This is a genomic window from uncultured Microbacterium sp. (assembly GCF_947489255.1).
Lineage (GTDB): Bacteria > Actinomycetota > Actinomycetes > Actinomycetales > Microbacteriaceae > Microbacterium > Microbacterium phycohabitans.
Window position 1 is genome coordinate 790,101 of record NZ_CANLCY010000001.1, and the last position, 23,772, is coordinate 813,872.

General features: G+C 71.4%; 20 protein-coding genes. 16 read left to right on the forward strand and 4 right to left on the reverse strand.

The window, feature by feature from the left end:
* Nucleotides 1-35 precede the first annotated feature (35 nt).
* From Q0818_RS03815 to Q0818_RS03835, 5 genes are all read left to right on the forward strand, one after another.
* Nucleotides 36-473, forward strand: a complete 438-nt coding sequence (locus Q0818_RS03815; protein ID WP_103206611.1) for a nitroreductase family deazaflavin-dependent oxidoreductase — start codon at nucleotides 36-38, stop codon at nucleotides 471-473.
* A gap of 177 nt (nucleotides 474-650) precedes the next feature.
* Nucleotides 651-2,123, forward strand: a complete 1,473-nt coding sequence (locus Q0818_RS03820; protein ID WP_298871612.1) for a DUF6350 family protein — start codon at nucleotides 651-653, stop codon at nucleotides 2,121-2,123.
* A gap of 201 nt (nucleotides 2,124-2,324) precedes the next feature.
* Nucleotides 2,325-2,924, forward strand: coding sequence for a phosphoribosylglycinamide formyltransferase (gene purN, locus Q0818_RS03825; protein WP_298871615.1), 600 nt, complete (start codon nucleotides 2,325-2,327; stop codon nucleotides 2,922-2,924).
* A 67-nt stretch (nucleotides 2,925-2,991) separates the two neighbouring features.
* Nucleotides 2,992-4,602: a bifunctional phosphoribosylaminoimidazolecarboxamide formyltransferase/IMP cyclohydrolase gene (purH, locus tag Q0818_RS03830; RefSeq protein ID WP_298871618.1), complete on the forward strand. Its 1,611-nt coding sequence runs from the start codon at nucleotides 2,992-2,994 to the stop codon at nucleotides 4,600-4,602.
* 344 nt (nucleotides 4,603-4,946) lie between these two features.
* Nucleotides 4,947-5,897 carry a DMT family transporter gene (locus Q0818_RS03835; protein ID WP_298871621.1) on the forward strand — a complete coding sequence of 317 codons (951 nt, stop codon included), beginning with the start codon at nucleotides 4,947-4,949 and terminating at the stop codon, nucleotides 5,895-5,897.
* 57 nt (nucleotides 5,898-5,954) lie between these two features.
* Here the strand turns inward: Q0818_RS03835 and Q0818_RS03840 are convergent, their stop codons facing one another.
* Together Q0818_RS03840 and Q0818_RS03845 are read right to left on the reverse strand one after the other, a co-directional pair.
* Nucleotides 5,955-6,470, reverse strand: a complete 516-nt coding sequence (locus Q0818_RS03840; protein WP_298871624.1) for a DUF1697 domain-containing protein — start codon at nucleotides 6,468-6,470, stop codon at nucleotides 5,955-5,957.
* A gap of 226 nt (nucleotides 6,471-6,696) precedes the next feature.
* Nucleotides 6,697-8,124, reverse strand: coding sequence for an NAD(P)/FAD-dependent oxidoreductase (locus Q0818_RS03845; protein WP_298871627.1), 1,428 nt, complete (start codon nucleotides 8,122-8,124; stop codon nucleotides 6,697-6,699).
* 238 nt (nucleotides 8,125-8,362) lie between these two features.
* Here Q0818_RS03845 and Q0818_RS03850 point away from each other — a divergent pair, with 238 nt between their 5' ends.
* From Q0818_RS03850 to Q0818_RS03895, 10 genes are all read left to right on the forward strand, one after another.
* On the forward strand, nucleotides 8,363-9,388 hold the full coding sequence (locus Q0818_RS03850; protein WP_298871629.1) for a LacI family DNA-binding transcriptional regulator: 1,026 nt from the start codon (nucleotides 8,363-8,365) through the stop codon (nucleotides 9,386-9,388).
* Between the two features lie 38 nt (nucleotides 9,389-9,426).
* Entirely contained in the window at nucleotides 9,427-10,710 is a 1,284-nt protein-coding gene (locus Q0818_RS03855; protein ID WP_298871632.1) for an extracellular solute-binding protein, read from the forward strand.
* A gap of 1 nt (nucleotide 10,711) precedes the next feature.
* Nucleotides 10,712-11,686 (forward strand): carbohydrate ABC transporter permease, encoded by a 975-nt coding sequence (locus tag Q0818_RS03860; RefSeq protein ID WP_298871635.1) that lies wholly within the window; start codon nucleotides 10,712-10,714, stop codon nucleotides 11,684-11,686.
* Nucleotides 11,683-12,510, forward strand: coding sequence for a carbohydrate ABC transporter permease (locus Q0818_RS03865; protein WP_298871637.1), 828 nt, complete (start codon nucleotides 11,683-11,685; stop codon nucleotides 12,508-12,510). The genes Q0818_RS03860 and Q0818_RS03865 overlap by 4 nt, the downstream gene beginning before the upstream one ends.
* A 2-nt stretch (nucleotides 12,511-12,512) precedes the next feature.
* Nucleotides 12,513-13,580, forward strand: coding sequence for a glycosidase (locus Q0818_RS03870; RefSeq protein WP_298871639.1), 1,068 nt, complete (start codon nucleotides 12,513-12,515; stop codon nucleotides 13,578-13,580).
* A gap of 99 nt (nucleotides 13,581-13,679) precedes the next feature.
* The gene (locus tag Q0818_RS03875; RefSeq protein ID WP_298871642.1) at nucleotides 13,680-15,704 is read left to right on the forward strand and encodes a hypothetical protein; all 2,025 of its coding nucleotides are present in this window, start codon (nucleotides 13,680-13,682) and stop codon (nucleotides 15,702-15,704) included.
* 288 nt (nucleotides 15,705-15,992) lie between these two features.
* Entirely contained in the window at nucleotides 15,993-17,801 is a 1,809-nt protein-coding gene (locus tag Q0818_RS03880) for an AlkA N-terminal domain-containing protein (RefSeq protein WP_298871644.1), read from the forward strand.
* Nucleotides 17,798-18,295 (forward strand): methylated-DNA--[protein]-cysteine S-methyltransferase, encoded by a 498-nt coding sequence (locus tag Q0818_RS03885; RefSeq protein ID WP_298871646.1) that lies wholly within the window; start codon nucleotides 17,798-17,800, stop codon nucleotides 18,293-18,295. The genes Q0818_RS03880 and Q0818_RS03885 overlap by 4 nt, the downstream gene beginning before the upstream one ends.
* Nucleotides 18,296-18,580: 285 nt before the next feature.
* Entirely contained in the window at nucleotides 18,581-20,500 is a 1,920-nt protein-coding gene (locus tag Q0818_RS03890; protein ID WP_298871648.1) for an ABC transporter ATP-binding protein, read from the forward strand.
* Nucleotides 20,497-22,314, forward strand: coding sequence for an ABC transporter ATP-binding protein (locus Q0818_RS03895; RefSeq protein WP_298871650.1), 1,818 nt, complete (start codon nucleotides 20,497-20,499; stop codon nucleotides 22,312-22,314). The genes Q0818_RS03890 and Q0818_RS03895 overlap by 4 nt, the downstream gene beginning before the upstream one ends.
* Before the next feature lie 50 nt (nucleotides 22,315-22,364).
* Here Q0818_RS03895 and Q0818_RS03900 read toward each other — a convergent pair whose 3' ends face one another.
* Both Q0818_RS03900 and Q0818_RS03905 read right to left on the reverse strand, forming a co-directional pair.
* Nucleotides 22,365-22,550, reverse strand: coding sequence for a hypothetical protein (locus Q0818_RS03900; RefSeq protein WP_298871652.1), 186 nt, complete (start codon nucleotides 22,548-22,550; stop codon nucleotides 22,365-22,367).
* A 78-nt stretch (nucleotides 22,551-22,628) separates the two neighbouring features.
* Nucleotides 22,629-23,081 (reverse strand): GNAT family N-acetyltransferase, encoded by a 453-nt coding sequence (locus Q0818_RS03905; RefSeq protein WP_298871654.1) that lies wholly within the window; start codon nucleotides 23,079-23,081, stop codon nucleotides 22,629-22,631.
* Nucleotides 23,082-23,208: 127 nt separating this feature from the next.
* Here Q0818_RS03905 and Q0818_RS03910 point away from each other — a divergent pair, with 127 nt between their 5' ends.
* On the forward strand, nucleotides 23,209-23,754 hold the full coding sequence (locus Q0818_RS03910; protein WP_298871657.1) for a hypothetical protein: 546 nt from the start codon (nucleotides 23,209-23,211) through the stop codon (nucleotides 23,752-23,754).
* Nucleotides 23,755-23,772 lie beyond the last annotated feature (18 nt).

The window sequence follows — 23,772 nt, forward strand, 5'->3', positions numbered from 1 at the left end:
ACCGGAGGGGGAGACGCCGACGTATCGTGTGAGCTATGTCACTCTCAGGAGAGTATCTACCCAGCACCAGCGAATGGGCCCGCCAGCAGGCGGAGACGTTCGAAGCCACGGGGGGCAAGGAGTCCGCCGACATGCGGGGCGTTCCCATCATCGTCCTCACCACCGTCGGCGCCAAAACGGGCGGCCTGCGCAAGACCGCCCTCATGCGCGTCGAGCACGACGGCAAGTACGCCGTCGTGGCATCCAAGGGCGGTGCTCCGGAGCATCCCGCGTGGTTCTACAACCTCGTGAAGAACCCCCGCGTGGCCCTCCAGGACGGCGACGTGAAGAAGGAGTACGACGCGCACCAGGCCGAGGGTGCCGAGCGCGAGGAGTGGTGGGGCTACGCGACCGAGGTCTGGCCCGACTACGACGAGTACCAGAAGAAGACCGAGCGGCGCATCGAGCTGTTCGTCCTCGAGCCGGTCGACTGAGTCCCCGGGGACTGAGCCGTCCCCCTCGAGCGTCCACGACTCTCCGCTGCGCCGCGCGGGATGCGGCGTGTCGTGGACGTTCGACACTGCTGAGCGCCGCGGACCCCCTCGTGCACACGCATCGCCGCCGCGCCTCAGCGGCGCTCCGGGGCGGCGCGGGTAGGGTCGCACTCGCCCATGCATCGTCTCCTCGTCGCCCTCCTGGCCGCTCTCGACGCCGTCCTGGCCGCCGCGGGCGGCATCGCCGTCGTGCTCGCCCCCCTCACCCTGCTGTGGGTCTTCGGGTTGGGAGCCCCCGACTGGGGCGCGCTGTGGCCGGCCTCGGCGGCCGTCTGGCATCTCGGACATCTCGTCCCCGTGACGGTGACCCTGCCCGACGCGTACCTCGCCGCCACCGGCATCGACCCGTCGTTCGCCACCTTCACCCTCTCGCTCGCCCCGTTGGCGTTCGCCGCCTTCACGGCCCTCTTCGCCGCCCGGTCGGGCGTCCGCGCGGGGGAGGCCGGCGCAGCACTCACCGGCTGGCTGTCGGGATCACTGGTGTTCACCGGGGTGGCCAGCATCGTCGCGCTCACCGCGAACGCCGACCTCGTGGCATCCGAGACGTGGCTCGCCATCCTGCTGCCGGCGCTGCTGTTCCTCGTCCCGTCGTTCATCGGGGCGGTCATCGGTGCCTGGCGGGTGGGCGATGACGGACCCGTCGACGCCGTCCGCGATCGGATCGAACGGATGCCGGCCGCCTGGGCGCCCGTGCCCGGCCTCGTGCTGCGCGGGCTCGCTCTCACCACGCTCGGCCTCGTCGCCGTCGGCGGCGTGGTCGTGGTCGCCGGTCTCATCGCGCGATCGACCCAGGTGATCGGGCTCTACCAGGCCAGCAACGCCGACGGCATCGGCGCGACCGTCATCGCCCTCGGCCAGCTCGTCTACCTGCCGACCCTCGTGCTGTGGGCGGTCGCCTTCACGGCGGGGCCGGGGTTCGCGCTCGGCACCGACACCGCCGTCACGCCCGCCGCGACGCAGGTCGGTGCGCTCCCCGGCATCCCGGTGCTGGGCGCGGTGCCCGACTCGACGTCGTCGTGGCTTCTGCTGCTCGTGCTGCTGCCGGTGGGCGTCGGTGCGCTGACCGGGTGGATCCTGCGATCGCGGATGCCGTCGACCGTCGAACCCGAACCGCTCGCGCCGCGTCTGGTCGTGGCCCTCGCCGTCGCGGTGCTGACCGGTGGGGTCGGCGCGCTCGCCGCGCTGGCCTCCGCCGGGGCGATCGGGCCCGGACGGCTCGCCGACACGGGCCCGCAGCCCGGTCCGCTGGCCCTGGCGCTCGGGCTCGAGGTGCTGGTCGGGCTGGCGATCCTTCTGCTGAGCCCGCGTTTCGGCGCCGGCTCCGATCACGCCGAGGTCTCCGCCCCGCGTCGCGACGACTCTCCGGCGTTCTCGTTCACGCCGCGCGAACAGGTGCCGTTCGACCGCGACGAGCACGCGACGGGTCCCACCCCGGCCGTGTCGGCCCCCGGCACCGGGATCGCGCACGACGTGTGGCCCCGCGCCTACGGCGGACCCGACGACGCCGACACCTCCGCCGTCGACGACGAGGTGCGGGCGCGCATCCGCGCCGCCTGGGCCGAGCCGGGCGACGACGAACACCGCCGCTGAGCCGAGCCCGAGATACGCGCGGAGCGGCTCCGTCGTCTCGCGCTGCGTCGAGGCCGTGCGCCCCGGCGCGCCACGGGCACCCATCGGAACCTGCCCGCACCGGCCCCGCGCCCGCGCTCGGCGGGGTCTCCCGGAACCCGCCCTCGCGAGCCCGGCGCCCGGGCTCGGCGGGCTCCGGCGCACCTGCGTAGACTGACCTCCGTGCTCACGGTCGCCGTCCTCATCTCCGGCGCCGGCTCCAACCTCCGCGCCCTGCTCGAGGCGGCTGCCGCCCCCGACTTCCCGGCGCGCGTGGTCGCGGTCGGTGCCGATCGCGAGGCCGAGGGCTTCGCGCACGCCGAGCACTTCGGCATCCCGACCTTCCTCGTTCCCTTCCGCTCGTTCGCGACGCGCGAGGAGTGGGGGGCGGAACTCGGTGAGCAGCTCGCCGTCTGGAACCCCGACCTCGTCGTGCTCAGCGGCATGATGCGCCTGCTGCCGGCCGACCTCGTCGCCGCGTGGGAGCCGCGCATCATCAACACCCACCCCGCCTACCTGCCCGAGTTCCCCGGTGCGCACGGTGTGCGCGACGCGCTCGCCGCGGGCGTCGAGCAGACGGGGGCGAGCGTCATCGTCGTCGACTCCGGCGTCGACACCGGCCCGATCCTCGCCCAGGAGCGCATCCCCGTGCTCCCCGGCGACGACGAAGACAGCCTCCACGAGCGCATCAAGCCCGTCGAACGACGACTGCTGATCGACGTGGTGCGCCGCATCGCCGAGGGCGACCTCGACCTCGCCGCCTCGGCATCCCGAACCGCCTGATTTGACCATGCGGCGGGTGCTCGTCCGCCGCGATCGAACCCGACTCGAGACACAGGAGCCGAACGCCATGGCCGGACCCCGACACGACCCCGCCGACTACCGCCCCCGCGATGTCGTCCCGATCCGGCGCGCGCTGGTGTCGGTGAGCGACAAGACCGGTCTTCTCGCCCTCGGTGAAGCCCTCGCCGCCGCCGGTGTCGAGATCGTCTCGACCGGCGGCTCGGCCACGCTGCTGCGCGACGCCGGGTACGAGGTCACCGACGTCTCCGCCGTGACCGGGTTCCCCGAGTCTCTCGACGGACGCGTGAAGACGCTGCACCCGAACGTTCACGCGGGCCTGCTCGCCGACCTGCGCCTCGCCTCGCACGAGGCGCAGCTGGGCGAGCTCGGCATCCGTCCCTTCGAGCTCGTGGTCGTGAACCTCTACCCGTTCGTCGAGACCGTGGCATCCGGAGCCGAGGGCGACGACGTGGTCGAGCAGATCGACATCGGCGGCCCCGCGATGGTGCGCGCGTCGGCGAAGAACCACGCCAACGTCGCCATCGTCGTCTCGCCCGAGTCGTACCCCGCGATCATCGACGCCCTGCAGACCCAGGGCGGAACGAACCTCGTGCAGCGCCGCGAGCTCGCGGCCCGTGCGTTCTCGCACACCGCCGCGTACGACACGGCGGTGTCGACGTGGTTCGCCGAGGGGACGCTCGGCGACGACATCGATCTGCCCGCGCACCTGACGATTCAGGCCGAGCGCCTGTCGACCCTGCGCTACGGCGAGAACTCGCACCAGCGCGCGGCGATCTACACGCGCGTCGGCGGACACGGCATCGCCCAGGCCACGCAGCTGCAGGGCAAGGAGATGTCGTACAACAACTACGTCGACGCCGATGCGGCGCTTCGCGCGGCCTTCGACATGGTCAAGCCCGCCGTCGCGATCATCAAGCACGCGAACCCCTGCGGCATCGCCGTCGCCGCTCCCAACGCCCTCGACCCGATCGCCTCGGCGCACCTGCGCGCGCACGAGTGCGACCCCGTCTCGGCGTTCGGCGGCGTGATCGCGGCCAACCGCACCGTGACGCTGAAGATGGCCGAGAACCTGCGCGACATCTTCACCGAGGTAATCATCGCCCCCGACTTCGAGCCCGAGGCGCTCGAGGTGTTCAAGCTGAAGAAGAACCTGCGCGTGCTGCAGCTGCCCACCGACTGGCAGCAGGAGCGCATGGACGTGCGCCTGGTGTCGGGCGGCCTGCTGCTGCAGGATGCCGACCGCTTCCCCGACGACATCGAGTCGGTCGCGAAGAACTGGGAACTCGTCTCGGGCGAGCGTCCCGCCGAGGCCGACATGGAGAGCCTGATCTTCGCGTGGAAGTCGTGCCGCGCCGTGAAGTCCAACGCCATCGTGCTCGCCCAGGCCTCGGCCACGGTCGGCATCGGCATGGGCCAGGTCAACCGCGTCGACTCGTGCCGTCTCGCCGTCGAGCGTGCGGGCGACCGCGCCCGCGGTTCGATCGCGGCATCCGACGCGTTCTTCCCCTTCGCCGACGGCCCGCAGGTGCTGATCGACGCGGGCATCTCGGCGATCATCCAGCCCGGAGGTTCGGTGCGGGATGCCGAGGTCGTCGACGCCGCGCGCGCGGCCGGTGTGACGATGTTCTTCACGGGGGAGCGTCACTTCTTCCACTGACGCGCACTCCTCGACGCCGCCGCAGCCTCGGTTGCGGCGGCGTCGTCGTGTTCGCGCCGCCGCGCGGGGCGGTGCTCGGCGGTGGCGTTGTTCGGGGGTGGCGTTGTTCGGGGTCGGTGCGCGGCGGGCCGGCGGTGCTCGGTCGGGTTCGGGGCGGCTTTCCCCGGTTGGGGCGGGCGAATCACGCCCCAAGCGAACGAACGCGCCCCGAACCCGAGCCCGCCGCCCGAGGGAGAGCAACGGAACGCACGGAGCAGCGACCTGAGGTCGCCTTCGAGCGAGGGATGCCACGCGACGGCGAGTGGACCGCGCGACGCGGCAGCGCGAACCCGCAGAGTGAGCGGATGCAGACAGTGCCCGGTTCCGTGACCCGCGGCGGCCTCGTGTGGGGAGGCGTCGGGGTGCTCGCGTTCTCGTTCACCGTGATCTTCACCCGCATCGCCGTCGCGCAGCTCGATCCGCTGTTCGTCGGCGCCGGGCGTGCGGTGGTCGCCGCCGCGATCGCCGGGGTCGCCCTCGCGGTCACCCGGTCGCGGCGGCCCACACGGGGTCAGGCGGCGCGACTCGCGATCGTCGGCGGGGGAGTGGTGCTGGGCTTCCCGCTGCTGACGTCGCTCGCGCTGACCTCGGCGCCGGCGAGTCACGGCGCCGTCGTCATCGCCGTCCTCCCGGCCGCCACCGCGGTGGCCGCGGTCGTGCGCACGCGCGAGAGGCCGGGCCGGGGATTCTGGATCGCCGCCGTCATCGGGGCGGTCGTCGCGGTGGCGTTCGCCCTCGCCGGGGGATCCGGCGGCCTGCACGTGTCGGACCTGCTGCTCCTCGGTGCCGTCGCGGCCGCGGCCGTCGGGTACGCGGAAGGCGGGGTGCTGTCGCGCGAACTCGGCGCCTGGCAGACGATCTCGTGGGCCCTGGTGCTGTCGAGCCCGGTGATGGTGGGCCTGACCGCCTTCTCCGCCCTGCGCACGCCGGTCGCCGCCGATCCGGTCGCGTGGGGCTCGTTCGCTTACCTGGCCGTCGTCAGCATGTTCCTCGGCTTCGTCGCCTGGTACCGCGGACTCGCCATCGGGCCGATGGCCCGCGTCAGCCAGCTGCAGCTCGCTCAACCGGTGCTCTCACTCGCGTGGGCGGCTCTGCTGCTCGGGGAGCAGCTGAGCGTCCTGACCGTCGTGGGGGGTCTCGCGGTGATCGCGTGCGCGGCGATCGCCGTGACGGTCCGTCAGCGCTCGTCCACACCCACGAGCACGCCGCCTCGTGGCGTGAGCGGTGCTCCTGCGCTCACGCACTCATCCCGGTGAGCTCCGCTCGCGCGCGCATCTCGACGAGCCTCGCCCGCGCGACGGCTCGCGCTGCGCTCACGCACTCATCTCGATGAGCTTCGCGACGGTGTTGTTGTTCCGCGCGGTGCCGACGACGCCGAGACGCTTCTCGAACCATCCGGCCTGCAGCTTCGACCCGCCGATCCCCTCCGGATACCACACGAAGACCTCGCGGTCGTCGAGCAGCGCTTCTTCGGGAATGCCGTGTGGCAGCTCGAGCGGTGTCGTCGGCGCGCGGTCGAGGAAGACCGTCTGCACCCACCGCCCCTCGGCCGCATCGGCCCAGGGGTTGCGCGCCCGTGCATCGGCGAATTCGCGGTGCGTGCGCACGATGACGGGCAGATCGAAACCGAAGGCACCCCGAACCGTGTCGCGGATCACCATCGCGAGGTCGTCGGGGGAGCGACCGCCGTCGTCGAGCACGAGGTTGCCGGCCACCTGCAGCGTCTCGACCTCTGCCAGACCGGCGGATGCCAGCGCCTCGCGCAGCGCCGGCATCTTCAGGGCCGTGGGACCGCCGACCCCGCGGATGAGCGCGACGATGCGTGACATGGTGCGACCCTATGCCGGAGACGGCCGATGCGGCAGCCCTGCGGCGTAGGTGTCGGGGCTGTCGGACGCCTTCACTGCCTGCCCCGTCACCGTCGCTCGCGCACCGCGCCCGGGTCGTGGCTCACCGTCGCCTGCGGGTTGCGCTTGGGGCGTGGCTCACCGTCGCCTGTGCACCGTGCTCGGCTCGCGGTTCACCGTCGCCTGCGAGCCGCGCTCCGGTCGCGGCTCACGCCGAATCGCGGCCCAGGGTCTCGAGCAACCGCAGCCACACCTCGCTGACCGTCGGGTACGACGGCACCGCGTGCCAGAGACGCTTCACGGGCACTTCGCCGACGACGGCGATCGTCGCGGAGTGCAGCAGCTCGGCGATGTCGGGGCCGACGAAGGTCGCCCCCACGAGCACGCCCCGGTCGAGGTCGACGATCGCGCGGGCCTTGCCGACGTAGGCGTCGGACTGCTCGCTGGAGCCGGCGATGCTCGCCAGGTCGTAGTCGAGCACCTTCACGTTCAGGCCCCGGTCTTCGGCTTTCGCTGCGGTGAGACCGACGGATGCCACCTCGGGATCGGTGAACGTGACCTGCGGCACCGCGTCGTGGTCGGCGGTGGCGACGTGTGCGCCCCACGGGGCGTCGTCGACCTCGTCGCCCTGCGCGCGCGCCGCGATCACATCGCCCGCGGCCCGCGCCTGGTACTTGCCCTGGTGGGTCAGGAGCGCACGGTGGTTGACGTCTCCGACCGCGTACAGCCAGTCCGAACCCCGCACGCGGAGGGTGTCGTCGACGTCGATCCACTCGCCGGGGGTGAGGCCGACGGCATCCAGCCCGAGATCATCGGTGCGCGGGACGCGTCCGGTCGCGACGAGCACCTCGTCGGCGGTGACGGTCGTGCCGTCGGAGAGCTCGAGCACGACGCGGTCGTCGTCGTCGCGATGCGCCGAGGTGGCATCCGCCCCCGTCTTCACGGTCGCCCCGCGGTCGCGGAGGGACGACGCGACCAGCTCGCCGGCGAACGGCTCGTTCCCGCCCAGCAGACCGGAGCGCGCGATGATCGTGACCTGTGCGCCGAGGCTCTGGAACGCCGTGGCCATCTCGGCGCCGACGACCCCGCCGCCGATGATGGCCAGCGAGCCGGGGATCTGCTCCACGGCGGTCGCCTCGCGGCTGGTCCAGGGCGAGACGCCGGCGAGGCCGGGGATGTCGGGGAGGAGCGCCGCCGAGCCCGTGCACACCGCGACCGCGTGGCGCGCGACGAGATCGGTCGTCGAGCCGTCGGCGGCGGTGACGCTCACGGTCTTCTCGCCGGTGAGGCGCCCGTGTCCGCGGACGAGGTCGATGCCGGCCCCCTGCAGCCACTGCACCTGGCCCGAGTCATCCCAGTTGCTCGTCATCGTGTCGCGGCGCCGCAGAACCGCGGCCACGTCGAGATCGCCCGTGACCGCCTGCTTCGCACCGTCGACGTCGCGCGCCGCACGCAGGGCCGCGCCACTGCGCAGCAGCGCCTTCGACGGCATGCACGCCCAGTAGGAGCACTCGCCGCCGACGAGCTCGGACTCCACGATGGCGGCGGTGAGGCCGGCCTGCACGGCGCGGTCGGCGACGTTCTCGCCCACGGGGCCCGCGCCGATGACGATCAGGTCGTATTCGCGTTCGCTCATGCCCTCACGCTAGCGACGGCCTCCGACATCGGGGAGGGGTTGCGGTGGGCGGTGCGGGATCGGTCGGTTCGGTGCGCGCACGGTGGCTTCGGGGCCCTGCACCGGAGTCGGATTCGTTCTGCACCCCGCACTCTTCTCTCGTGCGCGATCGCTCCGGAGTCTTGACGCCGTGACCTGAACCGGTTTAGAGTTTCGTTACTAAACCGGTTCAGGAACAGCCCACACGACGGAGTGACGGATGACGAACGACACGCGACCCACCATCGCCGATGTCGCGCGCCGCGCCGGCGTGAGCAAGGGCCTCGTCTCGTTCGCCCTGAACGGTCGGCCGGGCGTCTCCGCGGACACCCGTGAGCGCATCCTCACCGTCGCCGCCGACATGGGCTGGAGCCCCAGCCTGCGTGCCCGTTCGTTGAGCGTCGGTCGCGCCTTCGCGTGCGGTCTCGTCATCGGTCGCAGTCCCGACGTCATCGCCGCGGACCCCTTCTTCCCGTCGTTCATCGCGGGCGTCGAGGATGAATTCTCCGTCTCGGGCCAGGTGCTCGTGCTCGCGGCCGCCACCCCCGGCCGCCACGAGGAGGAGACCTACCGCGGACTCGCGGCCGACCGCCGCGTGGACGGCGTGATCCTGTCCGACCTCCGCGCCGACGATCCGCGCATCGAGCTCGTCTCGGGCCTCGGCATCGCCGCGGTGACCCTCGGCGTCCCCGATATCGACAGCCCCTTCACCTCGGTCTCGGTCGATGACGGAGCCGGCATCCGGCTCGCGGTCGATCACCTCGCCGACCTCGGGCACACCGACATCGCGCACGTCGCGGGCCCGTTCGCGATGCTGCACGGACGCCACCGCGCGGCCGCGTTCGAAGACGCGGCGCGAGCGCGTGGCATCCGTGCCCGTACCGTCGAGACCGACTTCAGCGCGGCCGACGGGGCGCGGGCCACCACGGCCCTGCTCGACGCCGAGGTCCCGCCCACGGCGATCGTGTACTCGAACGACAACATGGCTGTCGCGGGGCTCGGCACGGCGCAGCGCCGCGGCCTGTCGGTGCCTCGCGACCTCTCGATCACCGGGTTCGACGACACCGAACTCGGCCGGCACCTGTTCCCCGCCCTCACGAGCGTCTCCACCGACGCGCGGGGCTGGGGAGCGGCCGCGGCCCGCGCTCTGCTGCAGGCCATCGCCGGGGCCGTGCCCGAGGCGCTCGCCCTCGCCGACCCGGAACTGTGCGTGCGCGACTCCACCGCGCCCCCGTCCCGAAGCTGACACCCGCGGGCCCCCGCCCGCCCCACAAGGAGGAAGACATGCGACGACGCATTCTCGCCACAGCAGTAGCCGCCACCGGCATCCTCGCCCTCTCCGCGTGCAGCGGGGGCGGTGGCGCAGCATCCGGAATGGATGCCAAGGGCCCCATCACCATCTGGTACTCCAACAACGAGGCGGAGATCGCGTGGGGTCAGCAGATGGTCGAGGCGTGGAACGCCGACCACCCCGACGAGCAGATCACGGCTCAGGAGATCCCGGCCGGATCGTCGAGCGAAGAAGTCATCGGTGCCGCGATCACCGCCGGCAACGCCCCATGCCTGGTGTTCAACACCTCGCCCGCGGCGGTCCCCGGATTCCAGCGTCAGGGCGGCCTGGTGAACCTGTCGGACTTCCCCGACGGCGAGCAGTACATCACCGAGCGCAGCGGCGACCTCGCCGACCAGTACCGCTCCGACGACGGCGGCTTCTATCAGCTGCCGTGGAAGAGCAACCCGGTGATGATCTTCTACAACAAGGACCTCTTCGCCCAGGCCGGCCTCGACGCCGAGAACCCGCAGCTGTCGACGTACGACGAGTTCCTCGCCACCTCGCAGAAGCTGAAGGCGGCGGGCGTCTCGGACTACGCCATCAACCCGGCGCCCACGAGCGAGTTCTTCCAGTCGTGGTTCGACTTCTACCCCTTGTACGCCGCGCAGACCGGCGGGAAGCAGCTCGTCGAGGACGGCAAGGCCACCTTCAACGACGCCGACGGTCAGGCCGTCGCCGACTTCTGGCGCACGATCTACACCGACGGGCTCGCCGGCAACGAGCAGTACCAGGGCGACGCATTCGCCGACGGAAAGGCCGCGATGGCCATCGTCGGGCCGTGGGCCGTGTCGGTCTACAAGGACAAGGTCAATTGGGGCTCGGTCCCCGTGCCGACCGAGGAGGGCACCTCGACCGACCAGACGTGGACCTTCAGCGACGCGAAGAACGTCGGCCTGTTCACCGCGTGCCAGAACAAGGGCACCGCGTGGGAGGTGCTGAAGTTCGCCACCAGCCAGGAGCAGGACGGCACCTGGCTCGAGGAGACGGGCCAGATGCCGTTGCGCACCGACCTGACCACCACCTACTCCGACTACTTCAGCGCCAACCCGGCCTACCAGCAGTTCGGCGACCAGGCCGCCCGCACCGTCGAGGTGCCCAACGTCGTCAGCTCGGTCGAGATCTGGCAGGCGTTCCGCGACGAGTACTCCAAAGCGGTCATCTTCGGCGAAGAGGACGTGGACACCTTCCTCTCCAACGCCCAGCAGCAGATCGACCAGCTCGCGGCGGGGAAGTGAGATGACCGCCGATCTCACCCGCACGCCCGGTCGGACCGGGGGCGACCCCGGCCGGTCCGGTCGTGCGGGGGGAGCGGGGGATGCCGGTAAGGCGCGGCGCCGCCTCCTCGGGGCGCAGCCGCTCGGCATCCTGTTCTCCGCGCCGTACCTGATCTTCATCGCGGTCGTCTTCGCGTATCCGATCGTGTTCGCGGTGTGGATGTCGTTCCACGACTACTTCTTCACCGCCCCTGGCGCGCAGGTCGAACGGCCGTTCGTCGGCCTCGACAACTACGTCACCGCCCTCAGCGACCCGGCCGTCTGGCGGTCGTTCGGCAACGTCGGGATCTTCCTGCTCATCAACGTCCCGCTGACGGTCGTGCTCTCGATCGTGCTGGCCACGGCCTTGGACCGGGTGGTGCGGGCTCGCGCGTTCTTCCGCGTGGCGTTCTACGTGCCCTACGTCACGGCGTCCGTCGCGGTGGTCGCGGTGTGGCTGTTCCTGTTCTCGAACGACGGGCTGATCAACAACACCCTCGGTCCGCTCGCACCGACACCGTCGTGGTTGGTCAACTCGGCGCTCGCGATGCCCACGATCGCGCTGTTCGTGACGTGGAAGGGTCTGGGGTTCTACATCCTGCTGTACCTCGCCGCCCTCCAGAACGTCCCGCGCGAGCTGTACGAGTCGGTCGCGGTCGACGGCGGCGGGCGCCTGCGCCAGTTCTTCTCGGTGACCGTCCCGGGCGTGCGCCCCGCGACGTTCCTCGTGGTGCTGCTCGCGACGATCACCGGCGCCAACCTCTTCACCGAGCCCTACCTGCTCACCAACGGCGGCGGCCCCAACGGGGCATCGACCTCGCCCGTGCTGCTGATCTACCAGAAGGGCATCGAGCAGCAGAACCCCGACGTGGCCGCGGCCATCGGCGTGGTGCTGATCGTATTCGTGCTGATCATCGCGGCGCTCCAGCGCCGGTTCGTGGGGAGGGAGGAATCATGAGGACCAAGGTCGTCACGTACGGCGTGCTGACGCTCGGCGCCCTGGCATTCCTGTTCCCGTTCTACTACATGGTCGTCGGCTCGCTGCAGACGAGCCCCGACACCTCGATCGCGGGCGCGTTCCCGCACCCGTCGAACCTGACGGTCGAGAATTACACGGCGATCGACGGACGGATCAACCTGCTGAAGGGCCTCGTCAACTCGGGGATCTTCACCGGGGGAGTGATCCTCGGCACCATCGTGTTCGGGGTGCTCGCCGGATACGCGCTGGCGGTGCTGAAATGGAGAGGCCGCTCGGCGACGTTCGCCCTCGTGCTGCTGGTGCAGGTGATCCCGTTCCAGCTGCTGATGATCCCGCTGTACGTCATGATCGCGCGCGACTACGGCCTCAGCGACAGCTACCTCGGCATGATCCTGCCGTTCTTCATCAACTCGACCGCGGTCGTGATCTTCCGGCAGTACTTCCTGCAGCTGCCGAAGGAGTTGTTCGATGCCGCGCGGATCGACGGCGCGAACGAGTTCCGGCTGCTGTGGAGCGTCGCCCTGCCGCTCGTGCGTCCTGCGCTGCTCACGGCGGTTCTGCTGACCTTCATCGGTCCGTGGAACGAGTTCCTGTGGCCCTTCCTCATCACGAAGGACGCCACCATGCAGCCGCTCGCGGTGTCGCTGGCGAACTTCATCTCGACCATCGCAGCCTCCACGACCAATCCCTTCGGCGCGATGATGGCCGGCGCCGTCGTGCTCGCCGCCCCCGCGGTGGCGCTGTTCCTGATCTTCCAGCGCTACTTCACCTCCAATGACCTCGGATCCGGAGTGAAAGGATGACAATGACCCCCGAATCCCCCGTCCCTTACCGCCTCACACGTGTGGGTGTGGTGATGACCCCCGAGCCCGGCAACGCCGACGAAGCCGAGGGCGTGCTCAACCCGGCCTCGGGCCGCGGCCCGGACGGCGAGCTCTACCTGCTGCCGCGTCTGGTCGCCGAGGGCAACGTCTCGCGCGTGGGCCTGGCCCGCGTCGTCGTCGAGGACGGCATCCCCGTCTCCGTCGAGCGCGAGGGCGTCGTGCTCGAGCCCGACCGCGGGTGGGAGCGCGGCGCCGACAACGCCGGCACCGAAGACCCGCGCACGACGTGGATCGAGGCCCTGGGCCTGCACGTCATGACATACGTCGCCTACGGCCCGCTCGGTCCGCGTACGGCCGTGGCCGTGTCGGACGACCTCCGCGAGTGGCGACGCCTGGGCCCGGTTCTGTTCCGCTACCAGGACGACCTCGACATGGACCTAAACCTGTTCCACAACAAGGACACGGTCTTCTTCCCCGAGACGGTCACGGCCCCCGACGGCAGCGAGGCGTTCGCGGTTCTGCACCGACCCATGTGGGACCTCGGCGAGACCAAGCCCGGACAGGGCGTGCGGGTGCCGGCCGGCCTCGAGGACGAGCGGCAGTCCATCTGGATCAGCTACGTGCCCGTGGCATCCGTTCGCGACGACCTCGCGAACCTCGCGCTGTGGGAGCAGCACCGGTTCGTCGCGGGACCTGCGTTCCCGTTCGAGGCGGTGAAGATCGGCGGGGGACCGCCGCCGTTGCGCATCCCCGAGGGCTGGCTCGTGCTGCACCACGGCGTGACCGGCGTGATCGACAGCGCGTTCTCGCAGCAGCAGAAGGTGAACTACGCCGCGGGAGCCCTGATCCTGGATGCCGACGACCCCAGCCGCGTGATCGCCCGGACGCCCGAGCCGCTGCTGGCGCCCGAGACCGACGACGAGCGAAGCGGCATCGTGCCCAACGTCGTCTTCCCGACCGCGATCGAGGAGATCGACGGCCGCCACTTCGTGTTCTACGGCATGGCCGACTCGAAGATCGGCGTCGCCCTGCTCGAGCGCACCGACTGAGCCCCCCCCGTCGCGACCCCCGCGGGATGGTCGCCTCCACCGCCAGGCGGAGGGGCTGCCCGCGGGGGTCGCGCTCACCCCCATCGAAAGGATCCCCCCATGAACGCACGATGGAGTGCGCGCGTCACGGCCGTCGTCGGTGCCACCGCCCTCGCCGTCCCACTCACGGCGGCGCCCGCCACCGCGGGCCCCCTCACCGCGGGACCACGCGCTGTGGCATCGACGGATGCCGCTGCGGTGCCGGTGACGAACCTCGACCACCTCGACTTCCTCCTCGACGAGGTCACCCCTCCTGCGAACGTCGCCGGCCATTCGACCTACCGGCTGGAGGAGGAGCCCACCCTGGTCGCCCCGTGGACCTACGCTGACGCACGCGATGGGGGGACGTTCCAGAGGGTGGGCGGTGGGCCGCTCGACCCGACGACCGGCGACTGGGGTCAGGGCGCGTTCAATGCCGACGACACCACCCGCGCCGCGGTCGTCTACACGCGCCACTGGGAGCTGACCGGAGACGCCGACAGTCGTGAGAAGGCGTACGAACTCCTGCGCACGGTCGCCTATCACCAGAGCACCGTAGGCCCCTCCGCCGGAAACGTCGTGCTCTGGATGCAACCGGACGGCGAATTGAACCCCTCGGCCGAACCCGTCGAACTGCCCGACCCCTCCGACTCCGGGCCCAGCTATTGGACCGCCCGCACCATCTGGGCCCTGGGGGAGGGCTACGCCGCCTTCGTCGACGACGACCCCGAGTTCGCGGCGTTCCTCGAAGACCGACTTGCGCTCTCGCGCGGCGCGATCGAGCGCGACGTGCTGTCGAACTACGGGCGATACGTTTCCGCGGACGGCGTGCGCGTGCCCGCGTGGTTGATCGTTGACGGAGCCGACGCCTCCGCCGAAGCGGTGCTGGGGCTCGCCGCGGCCGTGAGAGCGGGCGACGAGAGCTCGGCCACTGCGGCGCGTCAGCTCGCAGAGGGCGTGGCGGCCATGGCATCCGGGAGCGCCCGCCAGTGGCCCTACGGGGCCGTGCTGCCCTGGGCGCAGTCGCCCGCGATGTGGCACGCGTGGGGTGCGCAGATGCCCGCGGCACTGGCCGTGGCCGGCGACCTGTTCGACGACGACGCCCTCCTGAGGCCGGCGATCGCGGATGCCACGGGATTCACCACCACGCTGCTCACGGCCGGCGGGCCCGACAACGGCTGGTACCCGAGTCCCACCGACCGGGTTCAGATCGCCTACGGGGCGGACTCGCGCGTGCAATCGCTGCTCGCCCTCGCCGACGCGACGGGCTCGTCCGCGTTCACAGAACTCGCGGGCCTGCAGGCGGCGTGGTTCTTCGGCGCCAATCACGCCGGAGCGCAGATGTACGACCCCGCCACCGGGGTGACCTTCGACGGGCTGCAGCCCGACGGCACGATCAACCGCAACAGCGGGGCGGAGTCGACCATCCACGGCCTCCTGACGGCGTTGGCCCTGGACGCCCATCCCGCGGTGGCGCTGCGCGCCACCGCGCTGACCACGGTGGAGTCGCGCGTCGGCCTCGAGTACGTCGAGGCGGAGGACGCCGCCCGCACCGACGGCACGGTCTTCACCCCGACGTCGTCGTGGACCGGGGAGTCGAGCTGGTCGGGCGACGGTCTCACCCTCGCGCCGAAGCAGAGCGCGACCTGGGACATCGGGAGCTCTGACACGCGCCGCTGGGTGGAACCGGTGGTGTGGAGCACCCCGGGGGCGCAGACGCACTCAAGCTGGCGCGGAGGGGGATCCCTTCGACTCGCGGGCCCCGAGCAGGGGATCTCACCCGCTCCGGGGGCGCTCCTCCCCGCCGCCCTGACCGCTCCCGTGAACGGCTCGGAGGTGAGCGTGCGCGTGCAACGCGGCACGCTGGCGCTGGACGGTCTGATCGTGCGTCCCTGGATCTCTCGAGTCGTCATCGGCGGCGATGCGCGGGGCGAGTTGGTGCACTCCAGTGCCCCCGGGGCGCAGCCCACGACGATCGGCGCCGACGGCGTCGCCTCGACCGTCGACGTCTACGACGCCTCGGGTTCACTCGTGCGCACGACGTCGGCGAACGGTGCGGTCACGGTCGTGGTGCCGGCGGGCGGGTTCGCCGTCGCGACGGGCTGAAGAAGGGGCGTCGGACACACGCGGCCCCGGCCGGGTCATGCGGGTCCCCGCCGGGGACGTGCGGGTGCCCGGTCGGGGCTGCGGGTTCAACCGGGTCGCCGCTCGACCGTGGTCGTGGCCGCGACCCGGTGGCGGCCGCGCGGAGTCGGTGACCGCGACGGTCGTGCCCCGCGATCGCCGGGACACCGCGTGCGTTCGGGATCCGCGTGAGCAGACGTCCGGCCCGCCGCCACGGCCGTGTCCGATTTCCGCCAGCCGATGTCGGAGGTCGGTGGCAGGGTGGATGCCATGACCCCCACCACCGCCGACGCACCGGGCTTCACCGAGCGCTACCGCGTGATCCAGTCGCGCGACCGCCGCTTCGACGGGCAGTTCGTCACGGCCGTGCGCTCGACGGGCATCTACTGCCGTCCGAGCTGTCCCGCGCGCACCCCGAAGGAAGAGAACGTCACCTTCTACGCCACCTCCGCCGCCGCCCACGAGGCGGGCTACCGCGCGTGCAAGAGGTGTCTGCCCGAGGCCGCTCCGGGTTCGCCCCTGTGGGACGTCCGGGGCGACGTCGTGGCGCGCGCCATGCGCCTCATCGCCGACGGCGTGGTCGACCGCGAGGGCGTTCCGGGCTTGGCGCGCCGTCTCGGCTACTCTTCGCGCCACCTCACGCGACTGCTCTCCGCCGAGCTCGGCGCGGGCCCCCTCGCGCTCGCGCGGGCCCATCGCGCCCACACCGCGCGGGCCCTGCTGGTGGGCACCGACCTGTCGTCGGCCGACGTGGCCTTCTCCGCCGGGTTCTCCAGCATCCGTCAGTTCAGCGAGACCATCGGCGAGGTCTTCGGCATGACGCCCAGCGCGTTGCGCTCCCGCCGTTCCGCCGCCACGCGCACCGAGGTGGCGGCGGGCGAGATCGACCTGGCGCTGCCGGTGCGGGGGCCCATCGACACGGTCGGGCTCTTCGGGTGGATGCGCGCCCACGCGATCCCCGGCGTCGAGGAGGGCGACGATCGGTCGTTCGCACGGGTGGTGCGCCTGCCCGGCGGGCCCGCCTGGTTCGAGGTGCGCCGCGCCGACGACGACAGACTGCGCCTGCGCGCGCGGCTGACTGCGCTCGCCGACCTCGGCACGCTCATCGCACGGGTCAGGCGCTTGTTCGACCTCGACGCCGATCCGCTCGCGATCGACGACGCCCTGGCTCGGCATCCCGAGCTCGCTTCCGCGGTCGCGGCGATCCCCGGCGTCCGCGTGCCGGGGGCGATGGATGCCGACGAGATGCTGCTGCGTGCCATGATCGGCCAGCAGATCAGCGTCGCCTCGGCCCGAACTATGCAGGGGCGGCTCGCCGCGGAGCTCGGCGAGCCCGCGAGCGTGGCTCCCGAGCCGATGACGCTTTTCCCTCCGCCGGCGGTGATCGCCGAGCGCGGACTCGAGGTGCTGCGCGGACCGGCGGCGCGCATGCGCGCCATCGTCGAGGCAGCCGGGGCCCTGGCCGACGGATCGCTCGAGATCGGGCCCGGCGACGACGGCGCCGAGCAGAGGGAGCGGCTGCTCGCGATGCGGGGGATCGGTCCGTGGACGGCTGACTACGTGCGCATGCGCGTCCTCGGCGACCCCGACGTGCTCCTCCCCGGCGACGTCGCGGCGCGCGCCGGCGCGGCGCAGCTCGGCCTGCCCTCCGACCCCGCCGGATTCACCGCGTGGTCGCAGCGCCTGGCTCCGTGGCGCAGCTACGCGATGGCGCACTACTGGTACGCCGCGCCGGTGACCCAGGCGTGGCGCTCTCCCGCCGAGACGGCGGCCGCTGCGGCGGTCGCCCGGCCGAGCCGCCGCGCGGCGGTGGTCGACGTCGTCGCGAACGACGTCGTCGCCGCGGTCGACGACCACGCCACCGCCCCGGATGCCCCCGCCGCTTCGCGCGGCGCGCCCGCAGCGCCCACGCCGCGCGGCTCCCACGCCACCGCAGCCCGCCACCAGGCAGCCGCCCCCGCATCACCGGTCGCTGCGGCATCGGTCTCTGCGGGCGCCGTGCCCGCGGCGACCGCCCCCGCGACGCTCCGGCCCGCACCGACCACGCTCCCCGACGCAGAAAGCGAGACCCCCGCATGACCACGGCCACCCTGCAATTCGTCGACACTCCCGACGGCGCCTTCGCGATCCTCGCCGACGCCGACGATCGCGTGATCGTCTCGGGGTGGACCGACGACCGCGACGCCGTCCTCGCGCGCCTGCGGCCCGACCGGCGACCCGACCGGGTGATCCACGGTGAGACCGCCGCCGCCGAGGCCGTCCGGGCGTACTACGGCGGCGACCTCGCGGCGATCGACGACGTCGAGGTCGCTCAGACCGGCACGACCCTGCAGCTCGCCGGGTGGCGGGGCCTGCGCCGTATCGAGCCCGGTGCCCCGTTGACCTACACCGGCTTCGCCGCGGCACTGGGCTCTCCGACCGCGGTGCGGGCGGCGGCATCCATCTGCGCCCGCAATGCGGTCGCTCTGTTCGTCCCCTGCCATCGCGTGCTGCGCGGAGACGGCACGATGGGCGGGTTCGCCTGGGGCACCGAGGTCAAGCGGAGCCTGCTCGCGCGCGAAGCAGCGGCCTGAGCGGCGAAGACACTCTTGCCTTCAGGGTTCTCACAGGGATACTCTGGAGGGCTGTCGTTCCCCCGGCGATGGCTTCACCAGATCAAGGAGGATGCCATGGACCAGATCGACGCCCCCGTCGCCCCGGCCGCCGCGTTCTCCGTCGCTGCGCGTCCCGGCCGACGCTCCTAGGGCCCGCGTCCGCGCTCCGGCGCTTCCGCTCCGCCCCGAACGACGACCCTCGTCGCGCCCTCGGCCTCCCTGTCCGCGCCCGATCCCGGCGCCCGCTTCGAACCCATGAGGATCATGACCACCTCGACGACCCCGAAACGCCTCTCCACGCCGCGCGCGCTCGCGCGGTTGCTTCCCATCGCGCGGCCGGTGCTGCCCCGCCTCATCGCGGGCGCCGTCACGGCGCTCATCGCGAGTTTGCTCGCGCTCGCCATCCCGCTCGTCCTCGAGCAGATCGTAGCCGGCCCCATCGCCTCCCTCGACCCTGCCGCTCTCGTGTGGGGCTCGCTCGCCGTGCTCGCACTCGGTCTCGCCGAGGCCGCGATGGTCTGGCTGCGCCGCTGGTTCGTGCTCGCACCGGCGACCAAGGTCGAGTACGACCTGCGCCAGTCGTTCTACTCGCGCCTGCAGCGCCTTCCCGTCGCCTTCCACGACCGCTGGCAGTCGGGCCAGCTCCTGTCGCGCATGATGCAGGACATCAGCATGCTGCGCCGGTGGCTCGCTTTCGGCGTCATCCTCCTCGTCGTCAACATGCTGACGATCGCGATCGGCGCGGTCCTGCTCTTCCGGTGGCACTGGCTGCTGGGTGCGCTGTTCCTCGTCACCTCCGCCCCCGTCATCTACGTCGGCTTCCGCTTCGAGAAGCGTTACGGCGCCCTGACCCGCCAGAGCCAGGACCAGGCCGGCGACCTCGCGACGTCGGTCGAAGAGAGCGTCCACGGCATCCGCGTGCTCAAGGCCTTCGGCCGAGGCAAGCACGCGCTGCAGAAGTTCACCCGTCAGGCCGAGTCGCTGCGCGAGACCGAGATCGACAAGGCCCGCGCGGTCGGCTGGATCTGGTTCTGGCTCGTCCTGCTGCCCGACATCGCCTTCGCCGTGTGCCTCGGAGCGGGAATCGTGCTCGCACAGCTCGGCCAGCTGCAGGTCGCCGAGCTGGTCGCCTTCTTCGCCATGGCGACGGTGCTGCGTTGGCCGATGGAATCGATCGGCTTCCTCTTCTCGTTCCTGCTCGACGCGCGAACCGCGACCGACCGCATCTTCGAGGTGTTCGACGAGCAGAACACGATCGTCGACCCGGAGAACCCGCGGTCGATCGCGGTCCCGCGCGGCGAGCTCACGTTCGAGAACGCCCACTTCCGGTATCAGGATGCCGCCGCGACCGAGCCCGACCTGCTCGACGGCATCGACCTGACGCTGCGACCGGGCGAGACGATGGCGCTGGTCGGACTGACCGGGTCCGGCAAGACGACGCTCACTACCCTGCCGGGTCGGCTGTACGACGTCACGGGCGGGCGCGTGCTGCTCGACGGCGTCGACGTGCGCGATCTGTCGCTCGCCGAGCTGCGGCGTCACGTCGGCATGGCCTTCGAGGACGCGACCCTGTTCTCGCAGACGGTGCGCGACAACGTGCTCCTCGGGCGCGAAGACCTCGCCCCCGGCTCGCCCGAGGCGGAGGAGATCCTGCGCGAAGCCCTCCAGGTCGCGCAGGCCCAGTTCGTGCACGACCTGCCCGACGGCGTCGACACCGTCATCGGCGAAGAGGGCCTGAGCCTCTCGGGCGGTCAGCGTCAGCGTCTCGCGCTCGCCCGAGCGGTCGCCGCCCGCCCCGCCGTGCTCGTGCTCGACGACCCCCTGTCGGCGCTCGACGTCGACACCGAGGCCCTCGTCGAAGACGCCCTGCGCGAGGTCCTCAGCGAGACGACGGCCCTGGTCGTCGCCCACCGGCCCTCGACGGTGACCCTGGCCGACCGCGTTGCTCTGCTCGAGGGCGGGCGCATCACCGCCGTCGGCACCCACTCCGACCTGCTGCGCGAGAGCGACCACTACCGCTACGTCATCTCGAGCCTCGAAGAGGCCGAGCGCGAGGCGCGGACGGGAGCCATCTCGATCATCGCGCCCGACGAGGAGTTCATGGATGCCGACCGGCGCCGGGCCGCGGCATCCGGAGACACCCCCACCGAAGACGCCCTCACCGAGAAGGAGGCGACCCGATGAGCACCGCGACCGTGTCCGGAACCAGCGGCGAAGACCGCTCCGACTACACGCGCGCCGAGAGCAAGGCCATCCGCCAGCGCTCCCTCCGCCTGCTGGGCTCGCTCGTCTCGCCGCTGCGGTGGCAGCTCGTGCTGGCCGCGGCCGTGCTCGTCGTCTCGACGGCGCTGCGCGTGGCCGGCCCGGCCCTGATCGCCTACGGCATCGACAACGCGCTGCCGGCCGTCATCGAGCGCAGCGATTGGATGCCGACCTACGGCGTCGTCGGGGTGTACCTGCTCGCCGGCATCGGCGGTGCCGTGCTGATCGGCTGGTACGTGGTCGTCGCCGCGCGGCTGACGCAGGCGATCATGCTCGACCTGCGCAAGCGCATCTTCCTGCACACGCAGAAGCTGAGCCTGGAGTTCCACGAGTCCTACACCTCGGGGCGCATCATCTCGCGCCAGACGAGCGACCTCGACACCATCCGCGAACTGCTCGACGGCGGGCTCAACGAACTGGTGTCGGGTGTGCTCTACGGCCTGTTCACGCTCGCGGCGCTGTTCCTCATCGACTGGCAGTCGGGGCTGATCCTCACCGTGATGGGCATCCCGATGTACCTGCTCATGCGCTGGTTCTACTCGCGCTCGCAGGTCATCTATCGCGAGTCGCGCGTCATCAGCGCCCAGGTCATCGTCAAGTTCGTCGAGTCCATGACGGGCATCCGCGCGGTCAAGGCGTTCCGCAAGGAGCCCCGCAACGACGCCGAGTTCGGCAAGCTCGCCGCCGACTACCGCGACGTCAACATGCGCTCCATCCGCCTCTTCGGAACGTTCGAGCCGGGCATCATGGCGGTCGCCGCCGTCTCCGTCGCCGTCGTGCTGCTGTGGGGCGGCGGTCGCGTCATCGCCGGCCCGCTCGAGATCGGTGTGCTCACGGCCGCCGTGCTCTACGTGCGCAACTTCTTCTCGCCCCTGCAGGAGGTCGCGTTCTTCCTGAACTCGTACCAGTCGGCGACGGCGGCGCTCGAGAAGGTGTCGGGCGTGCTGGAGGAGGAGCCGACGGTTCCCGATCCGACCGATCCGATCGACCTGTGGAGCGCCCGCGGTCACGTCCGCTTCGACGAGGTCACCTTCGGCTACACCGAGGGTCGCGTCATCCTGCCGAACTTCACGCTCGACATCCCCGCGGGGCAGACGATCGCCCTCGTCGGTACGACCGGTGCCGGCAAGACGACGCTCGCGAAGCTCATCTCGCGCTTCTACGACCCCACGCGGGGCGCCGTCACGCTCGACGACGTCGACCTGCGTCGCCTGCACCCGAAGGATCTGCGCCGCGCGATCGTCATGGTGACCCAGGAGGCGTACCTGTTCAGCGGAACCGTCGCCGACAACATCGCGCTCGGCAAGCCCGACGCCACGATGGACGAGATCCGCGCCGCCGCCCGTGCGGTGGGCGCCGACGGCTTCATCTCGAAGCTGCCCGACGGCTACGACACCGACGTGAACAAGCGCGGTGGCCGGGTATCCGCGGGGCAGCGTCAGCTGATCTCGTTCGCCCGGGCGTTCCTCGCCGACCCCGCGGTGCTGATCCTCGACGAGGCGACGGCGTCGCTCGACATCCCGAGCGAGCGTCTCATCCAGGACGCGCTGCAGACACTTCTGGCCGACCGCACGGCGATCATCATCGCGCACCGCCTGTCGACGGTGGCGATCGCCGACCGCGTGCTGGTGATGGAGCACGGCCGCATCATCGAGGACGACACCCCCGCCGCGCTCATCGCCGGCACCGGCAAGTTCGCGCAGCTGCACGCCGCCTGGCGCGAGTCGCTGGTCTGACCCGCGCAGGCACAGGATGCCACGTCCCCGCCGGGGCGTGGCATCCGTCGTCAGTCACGCGATGTGCGGCGGCGAGCTCGCAGGTCCAGGACGCCGCGCAGAATGGATGCCGCGGCCGCGAAAAGCAGGATGGTCGTGGTGGCGATGTTCCACCACTGCGGGTCTGAGCCCAGCTGAACGAGGCTGTAGGCCGCGAGTGCGACTCCGAAGGGGATGGGGAACCACGGTCCGGTCATGGAGACACGGGAGGAAACAGCGCGCGCCAGGAGCGCTCGAGAGCTCGAAGCTCACCCGAGAAGCAGCGTTCTTTACCCTCACACGCGAACGCGCGCGATGACCTCGCCGTACTCCGTCTCGTCGACCGGCTCGAAGCCCACCCGCTGGAAGAAGGCCTCGGGGCCGCCGACGCCGGGTTCGTAGATGACGTCGACGTGGTCCATGCCGCGACGGCGCGCCTCGTCGATGAGCTGGCTGAGCGCGAAGCTGCCCACGCCGCGGCCCTGGTCGTCGGCGTCGACGTTGATGCGCCACAGCACGGAGCGGAAGTGCTCCTCGGGCGCCTCGCTGTCGAAGTTGGCGCTGACGAAACCGACGACCTCGTCGCCGTCGAGCACCACACGCTGCCACGACGTCGACGGGTTCATCACGGTCGCGGCGATGCCGTAGCTGACCGGTGCCAGGAATTGCTCCTGGCCGGGCTTGAGCGAGAGGTTGTTCACGGCCACGATCGTGGCGGCGGACAGTTCGACGAGACGCAGGTCAGCCATGGGCCCAGGCTAGCGGCACCGCCGTCCCGGCCCAAAGGGCCCATGCCATCGCATGCGTTCGATGTCTCGGGTTCCCGCGTCCGCCGTCCACCTGTCCGACGCCGTTCACCCGCCCTAGGGTGGATCGATGGATGCCGCCACCCCGCCGCCCGCGCGCCCTCCCCGTGTCGAAGACGGACCGGCGGGCAGATGGAAGATCGCCCGCGCATGCGTCCTTCACGTGCGGCGGGAGGAGCAGGACGCGACGATCGACGCGGTGTCGGCCGCCCTCGTCAGAGCGCACCTGCGCCCGGCGCCCGAACGCACGAGCTCCGCCGATCCGTCGGCGACGGGCGAGAGTCTCTGGGTGTGGGAGCGCGGTGACATCGTCAGTGAGGCGCTGCTGGACAACACCGGGTTGTCCCTGTTCACGACGCGCATCGGACCGTTCTCGCTCAAGGCCGTGGTCGCCGTGACGGCGCGAGTCGAGGGCGAGACGTGCCGCGTGATCGTGTCGATGGTGGTCGGCAGTCAGCTCGCCGATGAGATCTCCCGCGAGGTGGATGTCGCGATCGACGGCCTCGTCGCGGACGGCACCCGGATCGGGGGGCCCGGGTGGATGCGCGTCGCCGACCTCCCCCGCGACACCATGGCGCATCCGAGGACGGCCAGGGAGCACGGGATCCGCGCCTGAATACAGGGCGTTCGACGG